Here is a 19,186-nt window from a genome sequence, read left to right as displayed (position 1 = left end):
GTTACTGGACCGGCTGGCCGTACAGGGCCCAGGTGTTGCTGCCGGTGACGGTCACATCCACAAACTGGCCGATGAGGGACTTGTCCCCCTTCAGCCGCACCAGGCGGTTGCCCTCCGTCCGGGAGGAAAGGGGGAAGTCGGCATCGTCGCTCTCGCCGTCCACCAGCACCCTCACGGTCTTGCCGATGTAGGCGGCGTGGAGGGCGGCGGACTTGGCGTTCTGGACCTCCAGGAGCTTGTCGAACCACTTCTGCTTCTCCGCCCGGGTGGCGGGGTCCGGCATGGACGCGGCCTTGGTGCCGGGACGAGGCGAATAAATGAAGGTGAACAGGGCGTCAAAGCCCACCTCGTCCACCAGGGACACGGTGTCCATGGCCTCCGCCTCCGTCTCCCCGGGGAAGCCGATGATGACGTCGGAGGTCAGCACCAGGCCGGGCATGACGCTCTTGGCGTAGCGCACCAGGTCCAGGTACTGCTCCCGGGTGTAGCGGCGGTTCATCTCCCTGAGTACCCGGTCGTTGCCGGACTGGAAAGGCAGGTGCAGCTGCTTTGCCACGTGGGCGCAGCGGGCCATGGTGTCAAAGAGCTTTTTCGTGGCGTCCTTGGGGTGGCTGGACATGAAGCGGATGAGATATTCCCCCGGAATTTTGTCAATGTCCGCCAGCAGGTCCGAAAAATCGTACCCCAGTCCCAGGTCGTTGCCGTAGGAGTTGACGTTCTGCCCCAGGAGGGTGATGTCCTTGTACCCACTCTCCACCAGCTCCCGGACCTCCCGCAGTACGCACTGGGGGTCCCGGCTCCGCTCCCGGCCCCGAACGTAGGGGACGATGCAGTAGGAGCAGAAGTTGTTGCAGCCGTACATGATGGACACCCAGGCCTTCACGCCCTTCTCCCGCACCACGGGGATGCCCTCGGCGATAGTGCCGTGCTCATCGTCCACGGCAAAGACCCGCCTGCGTGTCTCGTACACCTGCCAGAGAAGCTCCGGGAACTTCCAAAGCGCGTGGGGGCCGAACACCAGGTCCACGTGGCGGTAGGACTCCCTCACCCGCTTGCTGACCCGCTCCTCCTGGGCCATGCAGCCGCACAGGGCAATGACCTGCTCCGGGTTCTCCTTTTTCGTGTGGGTCAGCAGGCCCAGGTTGCCGAACACCCGCTGCTCCGCGTGCTCCCGGACGGCGCAGGTGTTCAAAATCACCAGGTCCGCCTCCTTGGGGTCGTCGGTGAAGGTGAAGCCGCACTCGCCCAGCATGCCCATGAGCTTCTGGCCGTCGGCCACGTTCTGCTGGCAGCCGAAGGTGTCCACACAGGCCACAGGATGGGCCTCACGGGCGGCGAACATGGCGCGGATCTTCTCTTCAAAATCCCGCTGGCGGGCAAGGTCCGCCTCGGGGACCAGTACTTGTTTGCGTTCCAAAAAACCGTTCCTCCGTGTTTCTATACTTTAACTAAAATATCATAGCATAAAAGGTGAAAAAGCACAAGAAAAACCTAGGGCGGCGCTTTCGCGCCGCCCTAGGTCCTGTTCCGGCGCTTTCACGCCATTTTGTCCACCAGCTTGCCAAATGCCTTGGGGTTCACATTATCTGCCACCACCACGCGGGCCTTCTTGCCCACCAGGGCGAACAGGCCCAGCAAAGAGCGGGCATCCAGCATGACGGTGTCGGTACTCAGCCAGACCTCATAGGGGGCCTCGGACGCCAAACGGTTGATCTTCTCCACCTGGCTGTCGCTGGTAATCTCGATCGTTTTCGTCATTGTAATTCTTTCCTGCCTTTCCGGGGCAGCCGGTTCGGCGCCCCTGAATTCGGCCCATATTCTATCAGCGCCTCCCTCCGGTGTCAACGACCGTTTTTATCAGAATTATCACAGGTAATCGATTGCTTTTTGTGCAGAATTTATGTTTCTTTTTCTATTTGTTATCAATTTATTCAACAAAAACCAGGCGGAGCTCCTTTTCGGAGCCCCGCCCGGGCGCTTGTCAGTGATTTTCCAGCTTCCGAAGCTGGGCTTCAAACTCCTCCGGCAGGCCGCAGGAGAGCTCCACCAGCTCCCCGGTGCGGGGGTGGCGGAACCGCAGGCCCACGGCGTGGAGGCACTGGCCCCGGAGGCCGGGCACCGCCTTCTTGGCGCCGTACACCGTGTCTCCCAGGATGGGGTGGCCCAGGTGGGCCATGTGGACCCGGATCTGGTGGGTGCGGCCGGTCTCCAGCCGACACTCCACGTAGGTGCAGCCCCGCAGCCGCTCCAGCACCCGCCAATGGGTGACGGCGTTCCGGCCGCCGGCCACCACCGCCATTTTCTTCCGGTCCGTGGGATGGCGGCCGATGGGGGCGTCCACGGTGCCTGCGTCCTCCCGGAGATTGCCCACCACGATGCAGCGGTACACCCGGGCCAGGGTGTGGTCCTGGAGCTGGGCCGCCAGGCACTGGTGAGCGGCGTCGTTTTTGGCGGCGATGATGAGGCCGGAGGTGTCCCGGTCGATGCGGTGGACGATGCCGGGGCGCAGCTGCCCGCCGATGCCGGACAGGCTGTCGCCGCAGTGGTACAGCAGGGCGTTGACCAGGGTGCCGTCGGGGTGGCCGGGAGCCGGGTGGACCACCAGGCCCTTGGGCTTGTTCACCACGATGACGTCGGCGTCCTCGTACACCACGTCCAGGGGGATGTCCTGGGGCGCCACGTCCACCGCCTCCGGCTCCGGCAGGGAGACCTCCAGGGTCTCGGCGCCGGTGAGCTTGTAATTTTTCGCCAGGGCCTTGCCGGCCCAGGTGACCCGCCCCTCCTCCAGAAGCCGCGCCGCGGCGGAGCGGGTCAAGCCCTCCGCGTGGGCGGCCAGCCAGGCGTCCACCCGGGTGCCGGCGTCCTCCTTATTCGCTTGGAGCGTCAGATTCTCCATGGGCTCCGCCCTTCTTGTCGTATTTTTCATAGAACCACATGTAGTACACGGCCCCCAAAACGGCGCCGCACACCACGAAGATGTCCGCCACGTTGAACACGGGATACTCCATGAACAGCAGGTTGAACATATCCACCACGTAGCCCAGCCGCACCCGGTCCACGATGTTGCCGACGCCGCCGGAGAGGATCATGGCGCAGGCCATCACCCCCAGGGGGTGGCGCACCACCCGCCGCACCAGCAGCACCGCCACCGCCGCCACGATGCAGCAGGTGACGGCCACCAGCAGCCACCGCATGCCGGAAAAGCTGGACCAGGCGGCGCCGTAATTGTGGACGGTCCGCAGCTCCACCAGGCCCGGCACCAGAGGCTGGGACCGGCCCAGGGGGATGTTGGCGGTGACATAGGCTTTGAGCCACTGGTCCAGGGCAAAGCCTCCAAGGGCCAGGAGGGCGGCAAACATATCATACATGGATGGTTTCTCCTTGTTTTTTGGGGTATCCTTTAGTTTACACGCATTTCCCCGGAAAAGCAACCGTCCCTCAGCCCAGCCAGTACAGCGTCCGGTTTTCGTCGAAGGTCAGGCCCAGCTTTTGCTGCAGGGCCTCGGAGGCGGTGTTGCCGTGGCGCACGTGGCAGTAGGGGAAGCGGCCCCGCCGCAGCTGCTGGTCGATGAGGGCGGCCTCCAGCACCTCCGCCAGTCCCCGGCGGCGGAATTGGGGCAGCACCTCCAGCATACCCATGGCCCCCTCCTGGTGGATGCCGGCAAAGCCCGCCAAGACTCCGTCCACCAGGCCGCCCAGCATCCCCTCGGCGATGCGCTGGCGGATATGGGACTCATAGGCGCCGGGGTTGTGGTAGTTCTCCAGCACAAAGTCCAGGTCCTCCAGGGTGAGGGGCCGGATGGACACGCCGGGCCGGGCCCGGACGCAGGGCGGCTCCTTCTTCAGATAGAAGGCCTGGGCGCAGTCCATCACCTGCCAGTCCGGGTGTGCCGCCGCCAGGCGCTCCCGCAGCGCGCCGCTGTCCGTCAGCACCAGGCCGGGGCCGTTCAGCTCCGCCAGGTCCGCCGGCACGTCGCCCCCGGTGTAGCTGATGCGGTAGCGGTCGCTGCGCAGCACGATCCCCGCCTCGTCCAGCCAGCACACCCGGGCGCCCCGCCGGTAAAAGTCCAGCAGGTAGCCGTATCCCAAGGCGTCCCGGGACACCCAGTCCATCACAGTCAGTTCCATGGTCTCTCTCCCGTTCTTTTATTTGCGTCCCTCACCGTATCACATCTCCCCGCCCTTGTCCAGTCCCTTTCCGCCTGTTGGTTTTGTTTAGCTTGTTGTTTATTTCTGTTGCTTTTTGTCGGATTGACGCTCAAAACAAGCTGTGATACAATATTAAAAATTGCGGCGGCCATTCTCCCCCGGCTGGGCGCTGCGCTGCCAAAACAGCAGGAGGTATTTGAATCATGCCCTATACGTATGCATATTTTCAAAAGAGCGCCGACTTTTTGAAGGAGAAAGTGGACTTCACTCCGGAGATCGCCATCATCCTGGGCTCCTGCCTGGGCCCCTTCGCCCAGGAGATCGAAAACCCCGTGGTGGTGGATTACAAGGACATCCCCAATTTCCTGGTGTCCACCGTGGCTTCCCACGCCGGCAAGCTCATCTTCGGCACCATCTGCGGCCGCAAGGTGGTGTGCATGTCCGGCCGGTTCCACTCCTACGAGGGCTACGACTTTGAGCAGCTGGTCATCCCCATCCGGGTGTTCAAGCTGCTGGGCGTCAAGACCACCATCCTCACCAACGCCGCCGGCGCCGTCAACACCGGCTACCGCCCCGGCGATGTGATGATCATCTCCGACCACATCAAGCTCAACGGCAGCAGCCCCCTCCGGGGCCCCAACGTGGAGGAGTTCGGCCCCCGCTTCTTCGACGTCTCCCGGATGTACACCCCGGAGCTGCGGAAGCTGGCCCTGGACTGCGCCGCCGGCACCGGCATCCGGGTCCACGAGGGCGTGTACATGTTCTTCACCGGCCCCCAGTTTGAGACCCCCGCCGAGATCCGGGCCGCCCGCATCCTGGGCGCCGATGCCGTGGGCATGTCCACCGTCACCGAGGCACTGACCGCCGCCCACTGCGGCATGCCGCTGCTGGCCCTGTCCGTCATGACCAACATGGCCGCCGGCGTGCTGGACCGTCCCCTGACCACCGAGGAGGTGGACGAGACCTCCAAGGTCATCGCCGGTCCCTTCAGCGCCTACATGAAGAAGATCGTGGCCGCCATCTGACGGCCCGCCGGGAAAGAAGGAGCTTTTCTGTGAAACTGCTTTTGAAAAACTGTGACATCCTGGCCGCCGACGGCGGCGGCTACCGCTGGCTGAAGAACGCTTACCTGGGCATCGACGGCAGCGTCATCGACTATATCGGGGAAAGCCGTCCCGCGGCACCCTACGACCGGGAAAAGGACATGTCCGGCCGCCTGCTGGCCCCGGGCCTTATCAACTGCCACGGCCACACCGCCATGACGCTGCTGCGGGGCGTGGGCAGCGACCTGCCGCTGCAGGAGTGGCTGTTTGAAAAGATGATGCCCATTGAGGACAAATTCACCGCCCGGGACATCCAGGTGGGCAACGCCCTGGCCCTGCTGGAGATGATCTCCACCGGCACCACCAGCTATTCCGACATGTACTTCCACGCGGACACCGCCGTGGAAAACGCCGTGGCCGCCGGCATCAAGGCCAACCTCTGCCGGCCCAACCAGTGCTTCAACCCGGAGGAGACCTACGCCCAGAACACCCGGGCCCAGGAGTCCATCCAGCTGTTCAAGGACTGCAACGGCATGGCCGATGGCCGCATCCTCATCGACTTTTCCATCCACGCCGAATACACCAACTTCCCCCACATCGTGGAGGCGTACAGCGCCGACTGCAAGGCCCTGGGCGGGCGGATGCACATCCACCTGTCCGAGACAAAGAAGGAGCACGACGAGTGCGTGGCCAAGTACGGCAAGACCCCGGCCCGGTGGTTCAACGACCTGGGCACCTTCGACTCCCCCACCTTCGCCGCCCACTGCGTCTGGGTGACGGAGGAGGACATGGTCCTCATGAGGGAAAAGGGCGTCAGCCCCGTCCACAACCCCACCAGCAACATGAAGCTGGGCAGCGGCTTCGCCCCCATCCCCCGGATGCTGGAGCTGGGGCTGAATGTGGCCCTGGGCACCGACGGCGCCGCCAGCAACAACAACCTCAACATGATGGAGGAGATGCACCTGGCCGCCGTCCTCCACAACGGCTTCACCCACGACCCCACCCTCATGAAGCCCGCCCAGGTGCTGAACATGGCCACCCGCAACGGCGCCAGGCTCCAGGGCCGCGGCGACACCGGCTCTTTGGAAGTGGGCAAGAAGGCGGACATCATCGCCATCGACCTGACCCGCCCCCACCTGTTCCCCAATGTGGACCCCCTGGCCCTCATGACCTACTCCGCCCAGGGCAGCGATGTGGTCATGACCATGGTGGACGGCCGCATCCTCTACGAAAACGGCGAGTTTTTGACGCTGGACGCCGACCGCATCCTCCACGCCGCCAAGACCTGCGTGGAGCGGCTGTACCGCTGATGCTGATAAAAAAGGTCCCCGGAAATTCCGGGGACCTTTTTTCATTCCGTTTATTCGTCGGAGCCGTCCAGCACCTCCACCTGGTTCTCGGCGAAGAGCTCCCGCCACGCCCGGTCCAGGGGCCGGTCCGTGATGACATAGTCCAGCTGGTCGATGCCGCAGACGGTAATGAAGCCGGATTTGCCGAATTTGGTGTGGTCCGCCAGCAGATACACGCTGTCCGCGTTCTCCACGACGGTCTGGCGGACGTTGGCGATGGTCTCATAGGCGTCATTGACGCCCCGCAGGGGGTCGATGGCCCGGCAGGACAAAAAGGCCTTGTCCACGCAGTGCTGCTGGAGGTAGCGCACCGTCTCCAGGCCGGAAAAGCCCTCGATGCCGCCGTGGTAGGTGCCGCCGGTGCTCACCAGCTGGATATTGAAGCAGTCCGCCAGCTGGCCGATGACCCGGTAGGAGTTGGTGACCACCGTTAGGGGCATCTGGCGGATCTCGTCGCACAGGGCCAGGGCCGTGGTGGAGTGGTCGATAAAAATGCAGTCGTTGGGGCAGATCTGCTCCGCCGCCCGGCGGCAGATGGCCTTTTTCTCATCCACGAACAGCTCGCTTTTCACGGTGTTGGGCACGAAGGTCACCTTCCGCTCCTTCACCATGGCGCCGCCGTAGGACCGCTGGAGGAAGCCCTCCTTCTCCAGGGCCTCGAAGTCCCGGCGAATGGTCTGGCCGCTGACCTGGAACCGCCGCGCCATGTCCAGAACGGAGGCGCTCTTGTGCTCCAGCATGTATTTTTTCAGTTCTTCTCTTCGCTGCGCTGTCATCATATCGGTTTGCTTTCCCTTCTGCCGGCTTGACCAAGCATTCCACAGTTTTCGGAGGCGGGCATGGAACTCTTCCATCTTTTCGGAAATTCATGGAAGATCCCATTCTTTTTCGCCGGGCGCGACATATGTCACATTTTTCCTAAATTTTTCAGTTTTTCTGCTTTATTATGCCACATAGCGCTCTTTTCGTCAACGAAAATTTCCTCCTGTTTCCACCGTTCCCTTTTTTGATATGTGCCCGTAATTGTTGACTGTTGTTGTTTTCTGTGATAAAATATGAAACAGAATACAGCGTCCGCCGGGGCGCGGACGCAAAATAATCGCTGCTGCGCAGCGGGAAGGGTCGGTTCACACCTATGAAAAATTTCACCTATTCCATTTCCACGGTGGTCCACTTCGGCAAGGGGCAGATCAGCAAGCTGGGTAGGGAGATCGCCAGCCGGGCCAGCCGGGTGCTGGTGGTCTACGGCGGAGGCAGCATCAAGCGCAACGGCGTGTATGACGGCGCCGTGGCCCAGCTGAAGGAGCATGGCATCGAATGGGTCGAGCTGGGCGGCGTGGAGCCCAATCCCCGCATCACCACCGTCCGCAAGGGCGTGGAGCTGTGCCGCGAGAACGGTCTGGACGGCGTGCTGGCCCTGGGCGGCGGCAGCGTCATCGACTGCTCCAAGGCCATCGCCGCCGGCGCCTGCTATGACGGCGACCCCTGGGACTTCCCCGCCGGCAAGGCCGTGCCTCAGAAGGCCCTGCCTATCTTCACGGTGCTGACCATGGCCGCCACCGGCTCCGAGATGGACAACATCGCCGTCATCTCCGACATGGACACCAATGAAAAGCTGGCCTTCGGCGCTCCCGCCTGCCTGCCCTCCGTGTCCATTCTGGACCCCACCTACACCTGCTCCCTGCCCGCCTCCCAGACGGCGGCCGGCACGGCGGACATCATGTCCCACACCTTTGAAAACTATTTCAGCCCCGTGGAGACCTCCTACCTGGCCGACAGCATGGCCGAGGCCATTTTGAAGGCCTGCATCCACTACGGCCCCAAGGCCCTGGCCACCCCCGATGACTACGAGGCCCGGGCCAACCTCATGTGGTGCGCCTCCTGGGCCATCAACGGCTTTTTGGAGATGGGCAAGCCCGTGGCCTGGAGCGTCCACGCCATTGAGCATGAGCTCTCCGCCTTCTACGACATCACCCACGGCGTGGGCCTGGCCATTCTGACCCCCAACTGGATGCGCTACGTGCTCAACGACCAGACGGAGCACCGCTTCGCCGCCTACGGCGTCAACGTCTGGGGCCTGGACCCCCAGCTGCCCCAGCGGAAGCTGGCGGAGGCCGCCATCGACAAGACCCGGGAATTCTTCAACTCCCTGGGCCTGCCCGCCACGCTGCGGGAGGTGGGCATCGATGAGGAGAAGCTGCCCCTCATGGCCAAGAAGGCCCGCACCGGCAGCTTCGACCGCACCTTCGTCCCCCTCAGCGAGGAGGACATTCTGAACATTCTGAAGATGAGCCTGTAACCGCAAGACCGCCCCGGGAGCGACGCTCCCGGGGCGGTTTTTTGCGTGTATTTTTTACTGCGGTTCGTCCCGTCCGCTGCCCATAAAGGCCATAGGCAGCAGCTCCGCCGCCGTCATCTCCACCACCTCGGTGCCGGCGGCGTTGGCCATGATGACCAGGATGTCCGGGTCGAAGTCCACCAGGTACTGCCGGCAAAAGGCGCAGGGAGAGACGGGCTTTTCCGCGTCGGACACCACGGCGATGGCCTCGAAGTCCGTGTATCCCATGGACACGGCCTTCACCATGGCGGTGCGCTCGGCGCAGATGCTGGAGAGGGTGGTGTGGAGCTCCACGTTGCAGCCGGTGACGATCTCACCGCTTTTCGTCAGCAGGGCGGCGCCCACATGGAAGCCGCTGAAGGCCCGGGCGTTGTGCCGGGCCTCCGCCGCCATGGCGATGAGCTTCTTTTTCAAATTCTCTTCCATGGCGCCCTCACAGTCCGGGGAAGTAGTACTTCTTCCCCTGCTCCGCCTTTTTCCGGTCCCACTCCGTTAGAATGCGGACAGCCTCGGCGCCGGCCAGGCAGGCGTTGTACTCCCCCTGGGGCGTTTCGTCCCACTCTCCGGTGATGCGCTGGGCCACCACGGAGGCGCACATGGCCGCGCGTTTGCCGAAGACGCGGCTGAGGGTGGTGACGGTGGCGCCCTCCATTTCAAAGTTCAGCACCCCGGCCCGGCGCAGGTCCTCAAACTCCGCGTCCAGCCAAGAGGGCCGGTAGCCGCCGTAGGTGGTGCGGCACTGGCCGGTATAGAAGGAGGCGCAGGTGCAGCCGGTGCCCACGTGATACCGCAGCCCCAGATTCTCGCAGGCCTGGACCAGGGCCAGCACCACCTCATAGGAGGAGACGGCGGGGTACTCGTCCCGGACGTACAGCCGGGAGGTTCCGTCCAGGCGGACGTTGGAGTCGTTGATGATGATGTCGCCGATGCGGATGTCCTCCTGGATGGCGCCGGTGGTCCCCACCCGGATGAAGGTGTGTGCGCCCCGGGCGGCCAGGTCCGTCAAGGTGCACTCCGTGCTGGGTCCGCCCACGCCGGTGGACCAAGCGCCGATCTCCGCGCCGTGATACGTGCCCACCGCCGCCGTCAGTCCCCGGGACAGGGTGTACAGCTTGGCGCCGCCGTCCCACTGGGCCGCCATCTTGGGCACCCGGTTGGGGTCTCCCGGCAGCAGCACATATCCCGGCGCCCGCTCCGGCGCCGCCTCGTCCACATGCCCCAGCTCCGAGGCGGACAGTCCCCGGCGGGCCTCTTCGATCTGCTTGTTCACTGCGCGTCCCTCCTGCTTCCGCGGCCGTTCCGAAAGCTCCGCGGTTTGTTCTTGTGTTGTATTATTATGGTTTTTCATCTTTTTGTCAATCTCAGCCGCCCTTATTTCCGTCACTATTGTTGTTTTCAGCAAAGCTATCCGTTTGTTTTTGTTTAATTATGTTGAATTTACGTAGTACCTTCCGCTTTTTCAAAACTCAAATTGACAAAATGCTTGATTGCGTTCTATAATATCAACCAAACGGAGATTTTTTGCCGCTTTTCCCACGCCCCGCGGCGGATCTCTCCTTTCCCACATTTTAAAATGAAAATCAGTTGGAGGAAAAAACATGAAAAAGGCTCTTGCACTGTTCCTGGCCCTGGTGCTGTCCATGTCCCTCATGACGGCCTGCGGCTCCAAGAAGGAAGAGACCCCCGCTCCCGCCCCCGCGGAGAATGCGGCCAGCAGCGACACCCTGCCCGGCGAGGGCATGAAGATCGCTCTGGTGTGCGACAAGGTGGGCACCCAGGTGTTCCTGACCCAGATGGTGGACGCTCTGAACGAGGCCGCCGCCAAGTACGGCTTCGAGCCCACCGTGGCCGAGTGCGCCGACAGCGCCGCGTTCGAGGACAACATGCGCGCCCTGGTGGCCGAGGAGTATGACCTCATCATCGGCGGCGGCTGGCAGGCCGGCGACGCCATCAACAAGGTGGCCACCGAGTATCCCGACGCTGCCAACTACGCGCTGATCGACTCCGAGGTGGAGGCCGAGAACGTCAAGTGCATCTCCTACCGTGAGCAGGAGGGCGCCTACCTCATCGGCGTCATCGCCGCTCTGACCACCGACGGCGAGTCCCACACCTACGGCGCCGTCCACGTCAACGAGGGCCCCGGCTCCTGGAAGTGGCGCTACGGCTACATGGAGGGCGTGAAGTCCATCGATCCCGACGCCCAGTTCGTGTTCAACTATACCGCCTCCTACTCCGACCCCGCCAAGGCCAAGGAGCTGGCCATCCAGCAGTATGAGCAGGGCTGCGTGTTCATCAACTCCGCCGCCGCCGGCGGCGACAGCGGCACCTTCGAGGCCGCCAAGGAGAAGGGCTTCTACACCTCCGGCCAGGACGTGGACCTGACCGACCCCGAGAACCCCTACATTGTCTCCTCCCAGATCAAGGACACCTATCAGTCCGTTTGGAACCTGATCGATGAGTTCTTCAGCGGCAGCTACACCAACGACAACTCCGTCTGGGGCGTGTCTGAGGGCACCATCGGCGCCGTGTATGTCACCCACGAGACCGCCAACCCCAGAAGCGAGCGTCTGAGCGACGACGACATCGCCTATCTGAAGCAGGTTGCCGACGACATCCGCACCGGCAAGCTGGACCTGACCAACTATCCCACCGAGGAAGAGTACTTCGCTGGCTGAGCCCGATACAAGGAAGTCTGCTTGGAAGGTCCGCCCGGTCCTTCCAAATCCCCTACCTCATGAAAAGCAGACGGGAAGAAAGTCTCTTCCCGTCTGCTTTTTTCAAAATGTTCCGCCTCCCGGACGGCAGGGCTCCTGCCGCCGGGGAGACGGTACAGATATTATCAAGGAAAGGACAGGTGTATTCCCTTGCTGCTGGAAATGAAACACATCACCAAGGTATACGGCTCCCTTTACGCCAACGACGACGTGCACCTCACCCTGGACAAGGGTGAGATCTTAGCAGTCGTGGGCGAAAACGGCGCCGGCAAATCCACCCTGATGAAGATCCTCTACGGACTGGAGCAGCCCACCGCCGGCGAGATCTACCTCAACGGCGAGCTGCAGCACTTCCGCTCCCCTCACGACGCCATCGCCAAGAAGATCGGCATGGTGCAGCAGCACTTCATGCTGCTGGAGCCCTGCACCGTGGCGGAGAACATCGTCTACGGCCGGGAGCCCCGGAAAAACGGCCTTTTCTTTGACCGGGACGCCGCCGTCCGCATCACGGAGGAGCTGTGCGAGAGGTACGGCCTCCACATTGACCCCCGCCGGCTGGTGAAGGACTGCCCTGTGGGCCTGCAGCAGCGGGTGGAGATCCTGAAGGTCCTGTACCAGGACGCGGACATCATCATCTTTGACGAGCCCTCCGCCGTGCTGACCCCCCAGGAAGTAAACGAGCTCCTCCTCACCATGCGCAAGCTGGCCCAAATGGGCAAGAGCATCATCATCATCACCCACAAGCTCCACGAGGTCATGGCCGTGGCGGACCGGGTCATGGTCATGCGGCTGGGCAAGTACATCCAGGAGATGCCCAAGAGCGAGACCTCCATCGAGGAGATGTCCTTCCTCATGGTGGGCCGCCACATCGTGGAGCGGGAAGTGCCCCCCCAGGAGACCACCGGCACCGTGCTGGATGTGCGGGACCTGGTGCTGGCCGGCCCCGACGAGAAAAACATTCTGGACCACTTCAGCATCCACGTGGACGCCGGCGAGATCGTGGGCATTGCCGGCGTGTCCGGCAACGGCCAGTCGGAGCTGATCCAGTGCCTGACGGGCCTGCTGCCCCCCACCTCCGGCCAGGTGGTGCTGAAGGGCGAGGATATGGCGGGCCGCAGCGTGGGCGACATCCGAAACGCCGGCTGCGCCTGCATCCCCGAGGACCGCTACCTCTGGGGCTGCGCCGCCCAGGCCACGCTGACGGAGACCTCCATCATGGCCCACCAGTACAAGCCGGAGCTGTCCCGGCACGGCCTTTTGAACAGCAAGGGCGCCAAGGCCTTCACCCAGAAGCTGCTGGACGACTACGACGTGCGCAACAGCGGCCAGTCCCAGAAGGCCGGCGAGCTCTCCGGCGGCAACATCCAAAAGCTCATCGTCGCCCGGGAGATGGAGCAGAACTCCCCCCTGCTCATCGCGGCGGAGCCCACCCGGGGCGTGGACATCGGCGCCATCGAGTTCATCCACAGCAAGCTGCTGGAAAAGCGGGAAAAGGGCGACGCCGTGCTGCTGATCTCCTCGGAGCTGACGGAGATCATGTCCCTGTCCGACCGCATTTACGTCATTTACGAGGGCCGCGCCGCCGGCGAGTTCCGCAAGGCGGACGCTACGGAGGAAGCCCTCGGCATTCTGATGATGGGAGGTGCGCTCCATGAAAACTAACGAGACCCGGGACGCGGTGTGGAAGACCGTGGCCCTGCGGGGCTGGCAGGCCCTGCGCCAGCCGCTGGTGGCCACGGTCTTCGGCCTGCTGGTGGGCGCCGTGGTCATTCTGGCCTGCGGCCACAACCCCATCGAGGTCTATAAGGAAATGTTCGAAAAATCCTTCTTCAAGCCCTATTACCTCTTCTCCACCCTCACCCGCGCCACACCCATCATCATCTGCGCCATGGCCACCGGCATGAGCTGGCGGGCCGGCTACATCAACCTGGGCGTGGAGGGGCAGATGGTCACCGGCACCTTGGTGGCCACGGTGGTGGCCCTGTTTATGCCCGGCCCCCCGGTTTTGGTGGCCGTCATCGCGTGGCTTGCCGGCATGGCCGCCGGCGCCCTGTACGCCCTTCTGCCCTCTGTTCTGGTGTGGAAGTTCAACGTCAGCATGGTCATCACCACCTTGATGCTCAACTACGTGGCAAACTACATCACCAGCTACTTCGTCACCTATCCCCTCAAGGACACCTCCGGCGACGGCCTGGCCCTCCAGACCCCGGAGATCGCCGCGGGCATGCGCCTGCCCCGCCTGTCCTCCACCTCCACCTTCAACGCCGGCTTCATCGTCGCCATTTTGGTGGTGGTGTTCATGGTGTTCATCACCCGCCGGACCGTGTTTGGCTATGAGTCCAAGATGGGCGGCTTCAACCCCTCCTTCGCCCGATACGGCGGCACGAAGCAGGTGAAGGTCATGCTCATCACCATGGCCCTGGCCGGCGCCATCGCCTCCATGGCCGGCTCCGCCGAGGTCTTTGGTCTGAAATACCGCTACGCCGACGGCATGCTCTCCTCCACCAGCTACGCCTGGACGGGCCTGCAGGCCGCACTGATCGCGGGACTGGACCCCGTGGGCATGTTCTTCGTGTCCATCTTCCTCTCCGGGCTGCAGATCGGCGGCAGCGCCATCCAGCGCTCCCTGGGCATCCCCCTGGAGATCGCCACCATCATCCAGTGCTGCATCACATTGTTCGTATCCGTGAAGGTGGTCATCCGCTTTGCCAAAAAGCCCAAGGCCGCCGCCAAGGAAGGAGGGAAGCAGGCATGAACAGCGCATATATCGCCTCCGTCATCAACTCCACCCTCCGCTCCACCACCCCCATCCTGCTGGCCGCTCTGGGCTGCGCCATGTGCAGCCGCGTGGGCGTGTTCAACGTGGCCCTGGAAGCCCAGATGCTCATCGCGTGCTTTACCTCCATCGCCGTGAACTACTTCACCTCCAGCGTGCTGCTGTCCGTGCTGGCCGGCGTCCTCTCCGGCGCCGTGGTGGGCGCCGTGGTGGCTGTGCTGCAGGTGAAATACAAGGCCGCCGACATGGTGGTGGGCACCGCGCTGAACCTGTTGGTGGGCGCCATCACCACGTTCCTCTTGTACCTGGTGTTCGGCCTGCGGGGCAAGCTGGTGGATAACCGGCTGGTGTCCCTGAACAAGATCAACCTGCCTGTGATCAAGGACATCCCCTTCCTGGGCCGCGTCCTGGAGAACCTCACCATCATCGACTACCTGTCCTACATCATCGCCATCGTGCTGTTCGTCTACCTCTTCAAGACGGTGGTGGGCTTCCGCACGTTGTCCGTGGGCATCAACAAGTCCGCGGCGGAGAGCCTGGGCACCAAGGCCACCCGCATCCAGATGGAGATGGTCATTCTCTCCGGCGCCCTGTGCGGCCTGGGCGGCGTGGTGCTGAGCATGGGCCAGGTGACCATGTTCACGGAGAACATGACCTCCGGCCGGGGCTTCATCGCCATGGCGGCTTCCTCCCTGGGCATGTCCCATCCCCTGCTGGTCATTGCCTCCAGCCTGTTCTTCGGCCTGTGCCAGGGCATCGGCCTGGCGCTGCAGAACGTGGTGAAGGCCCAGCTGACCAACACCCTGCCCTACATCGCCACCATCGTGGCCCTGGTCGTTTTCAGCAAACGGAACGGCTCCGCCAAGCTGAAAAAGTAAAGATAAAACCGGCCCGCTGACGCGGGCCGGTCCCATATTCGGAGTTTTCCAAAGGAGGAACCATCTATGTCTGAAAAGAACCTGCTCCCCTGCATCCACGTGGCCGAAGGGGACATCCCGCCCCGGGTGCTGGTGTGCGGCGACCCCCAGCGGGCGGAGCGCATTTCCCAGCGGCTGGAGGGCGCCCGTTGCCTGGCCCAGAACCGGGAGTACTGGACCTACGTGGGCAAGCACAAGGGTGTGGACGTGGCGGTGGTGTCCCACGGCGTGGGCTGCGGCGGCGCCGCCATCGCCTTTGAGAGTTTGTGGCGGGCCGGCGCCAAGGTCATCATCCGCACCGGCACCTGCGGCGGCATGCAGCCGGACGTCACCGCCGGCAGCCTTGTGGTGGCCACCGCCGCCTGCCGGGAGGAGGGCGTCACGGAGAAGATGATTCCCCTGTCCTACCCGGCGGTGGCCGACGGCGAGGTGGTCTCCGCCCTGCTGGACGCCGCCCGGCAACAGTCCATCCCCGTCCACAAGGGCATCGTCCTCACCCAGGCCCTGTTCTACCCCGGCTTCCTGGAATCCACGGTGAAGCTGTACGCCAAAGCCGGCGTGAAGGCCATGGAAAACGAGGTGGCCTCCCTGCTGGTGGTATCCTCCCTCCACGGCGTGAAGGCCGGCGCCATCATTGCCGTGGACGCCCCGGCCTTCGAGCTGGTGGGCGTGGACGGCTACAACCAGACCGCCGGCGCCGGCAACGTGGCCCAGGCTGTGGAGGACGAGATCTCCATCGCCCTGGACGCCGTCATCCGGGTGCCCCTGGACTGACAAATCCTAAAAAATATCCCCGGCCATCTGGCCGGGGATATTTTGCGTATTTGGGGGAGTGTCTCAGAACTCGGGGAGCTTCGCTACGCCGGGGTGCCCCGCGGGAGCCCAGCGAAGCGGGTCACGCGGGGAAGCGACAGCGCAAGGAAGCGCGGCGAGGAATACCCGTCAGGGTGTTCCGAGGTCAGCGAACTTTGCGATGACGCTGGCACATCTGGGGCACAGGCCGTTTTCGTCGGCCTGGGCGGAGTGCTTCCAGCAGCGGGGGCACTTGGTGCCCTCGGCGTTGGCCACGGAGGCGGCCAGCTCACCGCCCACGGTGACGTTCACCTGGGAGACAATGAGCAGGTCGGCCAGCAGCGCGCCGTCCATCTCCGCCAGGAAGGCGTCCTCGGCGGGGACGGTCAAGTCCACCCGGGCCTCCAGGGCCTTGCCGATCTTCTTCTCGGCGCGGGCGGTCTCCAGCACGCCGTTGACGGCGGTGCGGACGGCGATGATCTTGTCCCACTTGGCCATGGCGGCTTCGTCCAGGGCGTAGTCGGCGAAGGGCTTGTTCATCTCGTTGAACACCACGTTGCGGCCGTCGTCGGCGGCGCGGTGGGGCATGGCCTGCCAGATCTCATCGCAGGTGAAGGCCAGGATGGGGGCCATGATCTTGGTCATGGTGTCCAGAATGAGGAACAGGGCGGTCTGGGCGCTGCGGCGCAGGGCGCCGTCTTTTTCCTCGCAGTACAGGCGGTCCTTGATGATGTCCAGATAGAAGTTGGATAGCTCCACCACGCAGAAGTCGTTGACGGCGTGGGTGACGGCGTTGAACTCATAGTCATCGTAGGCCTTGAAGCACTTGTCGATGAGGTCGTTCAAACGGGTGACGGCCCAGCGGTCCAGCTCCTCCATCTCGCAGGCGGGCGTCAGACGGTCGGCGTCAAAGCCGTCCAGGTTGCCCAGGCAGTAGCGGGCGGTGTTGCGGAACTTCAGATAGTTCTGGCTCAGCTGCTTGAAGATGGCGTCGGAGCAGCGCATGTCGGCGTGGTAGTCGGCGGATGCGGCCCACAGGCGCAGCAGGTCGGCGCCGTACTTATTGAAGATCTCGTAGGGGTCCATACCGTTGCCCAGAGACTTGTGCATGGCCTTGCCCTCGCCGTCCACGGTCCAGCCGTGGGTGACGCACTCCTTGAAGGGCGCCTGGGCCACGCCGGTGGAGCCAACGGCGGTCAGCAGAGCGGACTGGAACCAGCCGCGGTACTGGTCCAGGCCCTCCATGTACATGGAGGCGGGCCAGAAGCCCTGGTCCCGCTTCATGGCGGCAAAGTGGGTGGAGCCGGAGTCGAACCAGCCGTCCAGGGTGTCCTCTTCCTTGTCAAAGCCGCTCTTGGAGCCGCAGTGGGGGCAGGTGAAGCCCTCCGGCAGGATGTCGGCGGCGTCCTTGGCGAACCAGGCGTTGGAGCCCTCGGCGGCGAACAGGTCGGAAATGGCCTGGATGGTCTCGTCGGTGACGATGGGCTTGCCGCAGTCCTTGCAGTACACCACGGGGATGGGCAGGCCCCACTTGCGCTGGCGGGAGATGCACCAGTCTGTGCGCTCCCGGACCATGGACTTCATGCGGTCGATGCCCCAGCCGGGCACCCAGCGCACGTCGTCGCAGGCGGCGCAGGCCTCGTCCTTGAAGGACTCCACGGAGCAGAACCACTGGGGCGTGGCCCGGAAGATGATGGGACCCTTGCAGCGCCAGCAGTGGGGATAGCTGTGGACGATGTCCTCCTGGGCGAAGAGGGCGCCGCTCTCCTTCATGTCCGCCAGGATGACGGGGTTGGATTCATCGGTGGTCATGCCGGCGTACTTGCCGGCGTAGTCGGTGTGGCGGCCCTGGTCGTCCACGGGCACCACCATGTCCATGCCGTAGCGCTTGCAGGTCTGGTAGTCGTCGGCGCCGAAGCCGGGAGCGGTGTGGACGCAGCCGGTACCGGAGTCCATGGTGACGTAGTCCGCCAGCAGCAGGCGGGAGGTCTTGGGCAGGAAGGGGTGGTCCGCCAGCATGTTCTCGAAGAAGGAGCCGGGGTGGGTCTCCACGATCTCATAGCTTTCATAGCCGCCGATGCCCATGACCTTCTCCGTCAGGGCCTCGGCCATGATGAACACGTCGCCGGAGGGGACCTTCACCAGGGCGTAGGACTCGTCGGGATGCAGGGCGATGGCCAGGTTGCCGGGCAGGGTCCAGATGGTGGTGGTCCAAATGACGAAGAACAGCTTGCTCTTGTCATAGCCGGGGAGCTTGCCGCAGTCATCGTGCATGGGGAACTTCACATACACGGTGGTGCAGGGGTCGTCCTGGTACTCGATCTCAGCCTCGGCCAGGGCGGTCTCGTCGTGGGGGCACCAGTACACGGGCTTGAGGCCCTTGTAGATGTAGCCCTTCTTGTACATCTCGCCGAACACCTTCACCTCCTCGGCCTCGAAGCCGGGGTTCATGGTGGCGTAGGGGTGCTCCCAGTCGCCCAGGACGCCCATCCGCTGGAAGCCCTCGCTCTGGACATCCATGTAGTGCTTGGCGAAGTCATGGCAGGCGGAGCGGAAATCGGGCACGCTCATCTCCTTGCGGTTAAGCTTGTTCTGCTTGATGATGGCGGACTCGATGGGCATGCCGTGGTTGTCCCAGCCGGGGATATAGGGGGTGTAATAACCCCGCATGGCGTAGGAACGGGTAATGAAGTCCTTGATGGACTTGTTGAGAGCGTGGCCCATGTGCAGCGCGCCGTTGGAGAACGGAGGGCCGTCGTGGAGGTTGAACAGGGGCTTGCCCTCGTTCTTCTTCAGCATCTCGTTGTACACGTCCTGCTCCTGCCAGCGCTTGAGCATCTCCGGCTCCCGCTTGGGCAGGCCCGCCCGCATGGGGAAGTCGGTTTTCGGCAGATTGATGGTCTTGTTGTAATCCATATCCGCGTTTCTCCTTTTCTATCGTGAATTGATTGAACAAGCAAAAAATAAAAACGCCCTGTCTCCTTCAAGAGACAAAGCGTTCAAAACAACACTCTGCGGTACCACTCTCGGTTGCCGTGGCCTTGCGGACACGACCGCTCACTGCCTGCTGTCACAGGCCGACGGTATAACGCCCGTCACACGTCCACA

At 63.4% G+C, this 19,186-nt stretch carries 17 protein-coding genes; 8 read left to right on the top strand and 9 right to left on the bottom strand.

Features of this window, described 5'->3' with window-relative positions; translation table 11 throughout:
* Position 1: 1 nt before the first annotated feature.
* From miaB to ACTQ4R_RS09660, 5 genes are all read right to left on the bottom strand, one after another.
* On the bottom strand, positions 2-1,417 hold the full coding sequence (gene miaB / locus ACTQ4R_RS09680; protein WP_441628155.1) for a tRNA (N6-isopentenyl adenosine(37)-C2)-methylthiotransferase MiaB: 1,416 nt from the start codon (positions 1,415-1,417) through the stop codon (positions 2-4).
* A 119-nt stretch (positions 1,418-1,536) separates the two neighbouring features.
* Complete coding sequence (locus ACTQ4R_RS09675) at positions 1,537-1,758, bottom strand: hypothetical protein (protein ID WP_441628153.1); 222 nt, start codon at positions 1,756-1,758, stop codon at positions 1,537-1,539.
* A 223-nt stretch (positions 1,759-1,981) separates the two neighbouring features.
* Positions 1,982-2,896, bottom strand: a complete 915-nt coding sequence (locus ACTQ4R_RS09670) for an RluA family pseudouridine synthase (RefSeq protein ID WP_441628151.1) — start codon at positions 2,894-2,896, stop codon at positions 1,982-1,984.
* A complete protein-coding gene (gene lspA, locus ACTQ4R_RS09665; protein ID WP_441628149.1) occupies positions 2,868-3,368 on the bottom strand; it encodes a signal peptidase II in 501 nt (166 codons plus the stop codon). The genes ACTQ4R_RS09670 and lspA overlap by 29 nt, the downstream gene beginning before the upstream one ends.
* A 70-nt stretch (positions 3,369-3,438) precedes the next feature.
* Positions 3,439-4,128: a GNAT family N-acetyltransferase gene (locus ACTQ4R_RS09660; RefSeq protein WP_441628147.1), complete on the bottom strand. Its 690-nt coding sequence runs from the start codon at positions 4,126-4,128 to the stop codon at positions 3,439-3,441.
* A gap of 224 nt (positions 4,129-4,352) precedes the next feature.
* Between ACTQ4R_RS09660 and ACTQ4R_RS09655 the strand changes: the two genes are divergently transcribed.
* Positions 4,353-5,174, top strand: a complete 822-nt coding sequence (locus ACTQ4R_RS09655; protein WP_441628145.1) for a purine-nucleoside phosphorylase — start codon at positions 4,353-4,355, stop codon at positions 5,172-5,174.
* Positions 5,175-5,203: 29 nt separating this feature from the next.
* Complete coding sequence (locus ACTQ4R_RS09650; RefSeq protein ID WP_441628143.1) at positions 5,204-6,502, top strand: amidohydrolase; 1,299 nt, start codon at positions 5,204-5,206, stop codon at positions 6,500-6,502.
* Positions 6,503-6,552: 50 nt separating this feature from the next.
* Here the strand turns inward: ACTQ4R_RS09650 and ACTQ4R_RS09645 are convergent, their stop codons facing one another.
* Positions 6,553-7,320 carry a DeoR/GlpR family DNA-binding transcription regulator gene (locus ACTQ4R_RS09645; RefSeq protein ID WP_441628141.1) on the bottom strand — a complete coding sequence of 256 codons (768 nt, stop codon included), beginning with the start codon at positions 7,318-7,320 and terminating at the stop codon, positions 6,553-6,555.
* Between the two features lie 356 nt (positions 7,321-7,676).
* Between ACTQ4R_RS09645 and ACTQ4R_RS09640 the strand changes: the two genes are divergently transcribed.
* Positions 7,677-8,840: an iron-containing alcohol dehydrogenase gene (locus ACTQ4R_RS09640; RefSeq protein ID WP_441628139.1), complete on the top strand. Its 1,164-nt coding sequence runs from the start codon at positions 7,677-7,679 to the stop codon at positions 8,838-8,840.
* A 54-nt stretch (positions 8,841-8,894) separates the two neighbouring features.
* On the opposite strand, the gene ACTQ4R_RS09635 is transcribed toward ACTQ4R_RS09640, so the two are convergent.
* Positions 8,895-9,305 (bottom strand): cytidine deaminase, encoded by a 411-nt coding sequence (locus tag ACTQ4R_RS09635; protein WP_441628137.1) that lies wholly within the window; start codon positions 9,303-9,305, stop codon positions 8,895-8,897.
* A 7-nt stretch (positions 9,306-9,312) separates the two neighbouring features.
* On the bottom strand, positions 9,313-10,149 hold the full coding sequence (locus tag ACTQ4R_RS09630; protein WP_441628135.1) for a nucleoside phosphorylase: 837 nt from the start codon (positions 10,147-10,149) through the stop codon (positions 9,313-9,315).
* Between the two features lie 328 nt (positions 10,150-10,477).
* On the opposite strand from ACTQ4R_RS09630, the gene ACTQ4R_RS09625 reads away from it, so the two are divergent.
* The 5 genes from ACTQ4R_RS09625 to ACTQ4R_RS09605 all read left to right on the top strand — a co-directional run bounded on the left by ACTQ4R_RS09625 (position 10,478) and on the right by ACTQ4R_RS09605 (position 16,060).
* Entirely contained in the window at positions 10,478-11,554 is a 1,077-nt protein-coding gene (locus tag ACTQ4R_RS09625) for a BMP family ABC transporter substrate-binding protein (protein WP_441628133.1), read from the top strand.
* 201 nt (positions 11,555-11,755) lie between these two features.
* Positions 11,756-13,255, top strand: coding sequence for an ABC transporter ATP-binding protein (locus tag ACTQ4R_RS09620; RefSeq protein WP_441628131.1), 1,500 nt, complete (start codon positions 11,756-11,758; stop codon positions 13,253-13,255).
* Entirely contained in the window at positions 13,245-14,348 is a 1,104-nt protein-coding gene (locus tag ACTQ4R_RS09615) for an ABC transporter permease (protein WP_441628129.1), read from the top strand. The genes ACTQ4R_RS09620 and ACTQ4R_RS09615 overlap by 11 nt, the downstream gene beginning before the upstream one ends.
* Complete coding sequence (locus ACTQ4R_RS09610) at positions 14,345-15,247, top strand: ABC transporter permease (protein WP_441628127.1); 903 nt, start codon at positions 14,345-14,347, stop codon at positions 15,245-15,247. Before ACTQ4R_RS09615 ends, ACTQ4R_RS09610 begins: the two co-directional genes overlap by 4 nt.
* A gap of 66 nt (positions 15,248-15,313) precedes the next feature.
* The gene (locus tag ACTQ4R_RS09605; protein ID WP_441628125.1) at positions 15,314-16,060 is read left to right on the top strand and encodes a nucleoside phosphorylase; all 747 of its coding nucleotides are present in this window, start codon (positions 15,314-15,316) and stop codon (positions 16,058-16,060) included.
* Between the two features lie 168 nt (positions 16,061-16,228).
* Here the strand turns inward: ACTQ4R_RS09605 and ileS are convergent, their stop codons facing one another.
* The gene (gene ileS / locus ACTQ4R_RS09600; RefSeq protein ID WP_441628123.1) at positions 16,229-18,994 is read right to left on the bottom strand and encodes an isoleucine--tRNA ligase; all 2,766 of its coding nucleotides are present in this window, start codon (positions 18,992-18,994) and stop codon (positions 16,229-16,231) included.
* Positions 18,995-19,186 lie beyond the last annotated feature (192 nt).

It is taken from the genome of Dysosmobacter sp. Sow4_B12, from assembly GCF_052116665.1.
GTDB lineage: Bacteria > Bacillota > Clostridia > Oscillospirales > Oscillospiraceae > Oscillibacter.
Note: the sequence above shows the minus strand (reverse complement) of the source record. Positions and strands in the feature narration are given on the sequence as shown.

Excerpts from the sequence above, each read along its gene's own strand:
- ACTQ4R_RS09675 (WP_441628153.1), bottom strand. The coding sequence starts at position 1,758 with ATGACGAAAACGATCGAGATTACCAGCGACAGCCAGGTGGAGAAGATC.
- ACTQ4R_RS09670 (WP_441628151.1), bottom strand. The coding sequence starts at position 2,896 with ATGGAGAATCTGACGCTCCAAGCGAATAAGGAGGACGCCGGCACCCGG.
- lspA (WP_441628149.1), bottom strand. The coding sequence starts at position 3,368 with ATGTATGATATGTTTGCCGCCCTCCTGGCCCTTGGAGGCTTTGCCCTG.
- ACTQ4R_RS09660 (WP_441628147.1), bottom strand. The coding sequence starts at position 4,128 with ATGGAACTGACTGTGATGGACTGGGTGTCCCGGGACGCCTTGGGATAC.
- ACTQ4R_RS09655 (WP_441628145.1), top strand. The coding sequence starts at position 4,353 with ATGCCCTATACGTATGCATATTTTCAAAAGAGCGCCGACTTTTTGAAG.
- ACTQ4R_RS09645 (WP_441628141.1), bottom strand. The coding sequence starts at position 7,320 with ATGATGACAGCGCAGCGAAGAGAAGAACTGAAAAAATACATGCTGGAG.
- ACTQ4R_RS09640 (WP_441628139.1), top strand. The coding sequence starts at position 7,677 with ATGAAAAATTTCACCTATTCCATTTCCACGGTGGTCCACTTCGGCAAG.
- ACTQ4R_RS09635 (WP_441628137.1), bottom strand. The coding sequence starts at position 9,305 with ATGGAAGAGAATTTGAAAAAGAAGCTCATCGCCATGGCGGCGGAGGCC.
- ACTQ4R_RS09625 (WP_441628133.1), top strand. The coding sequence starts at position 10,478 with ATGAAAAAGGCTCTTGCACTGTTCCTGGCCCTGGTGCTGTCCATGTCC.
- ACTQ4R_RS09620 (WP_441628131.1), top strand. The coding sequence starts at position 11,756 with ATGAAACACATCACCAAGGTATACGGCTCCCTTTACGCCAACGACGAC.
- ACTQ4R_RS09615 (WP_441628129.1), top strand. The coding sequence starts at position 13,245 with ATGAAAACTAACGAGACCCGGGACGCGGTGTGGAAGACCGTGGCCCTG.
- ACTQ4R_RS09610 (WP_441628127.1), top strand. The coding sequence starts at position 14,345 with ATGAACAGCGCATATATCGCCTCCGTCATCAACTCCACCCTCCGCTCC.
- ACTQ4R_RS09605 (WP_441628125.1), top strand. The coding sequence starts at position 15,314 with ATGTCTGAAAAGAACCTGCTCCCCTGCATCCACGTGGCCGAAGGGGAC.
- ileS (WP_441628123.1), bottom strand. The coding sequence starts at position 18,994 with ATGGATTACAACAAGACCATCAATCTGCCGAAAACCGACTTCCCCATG.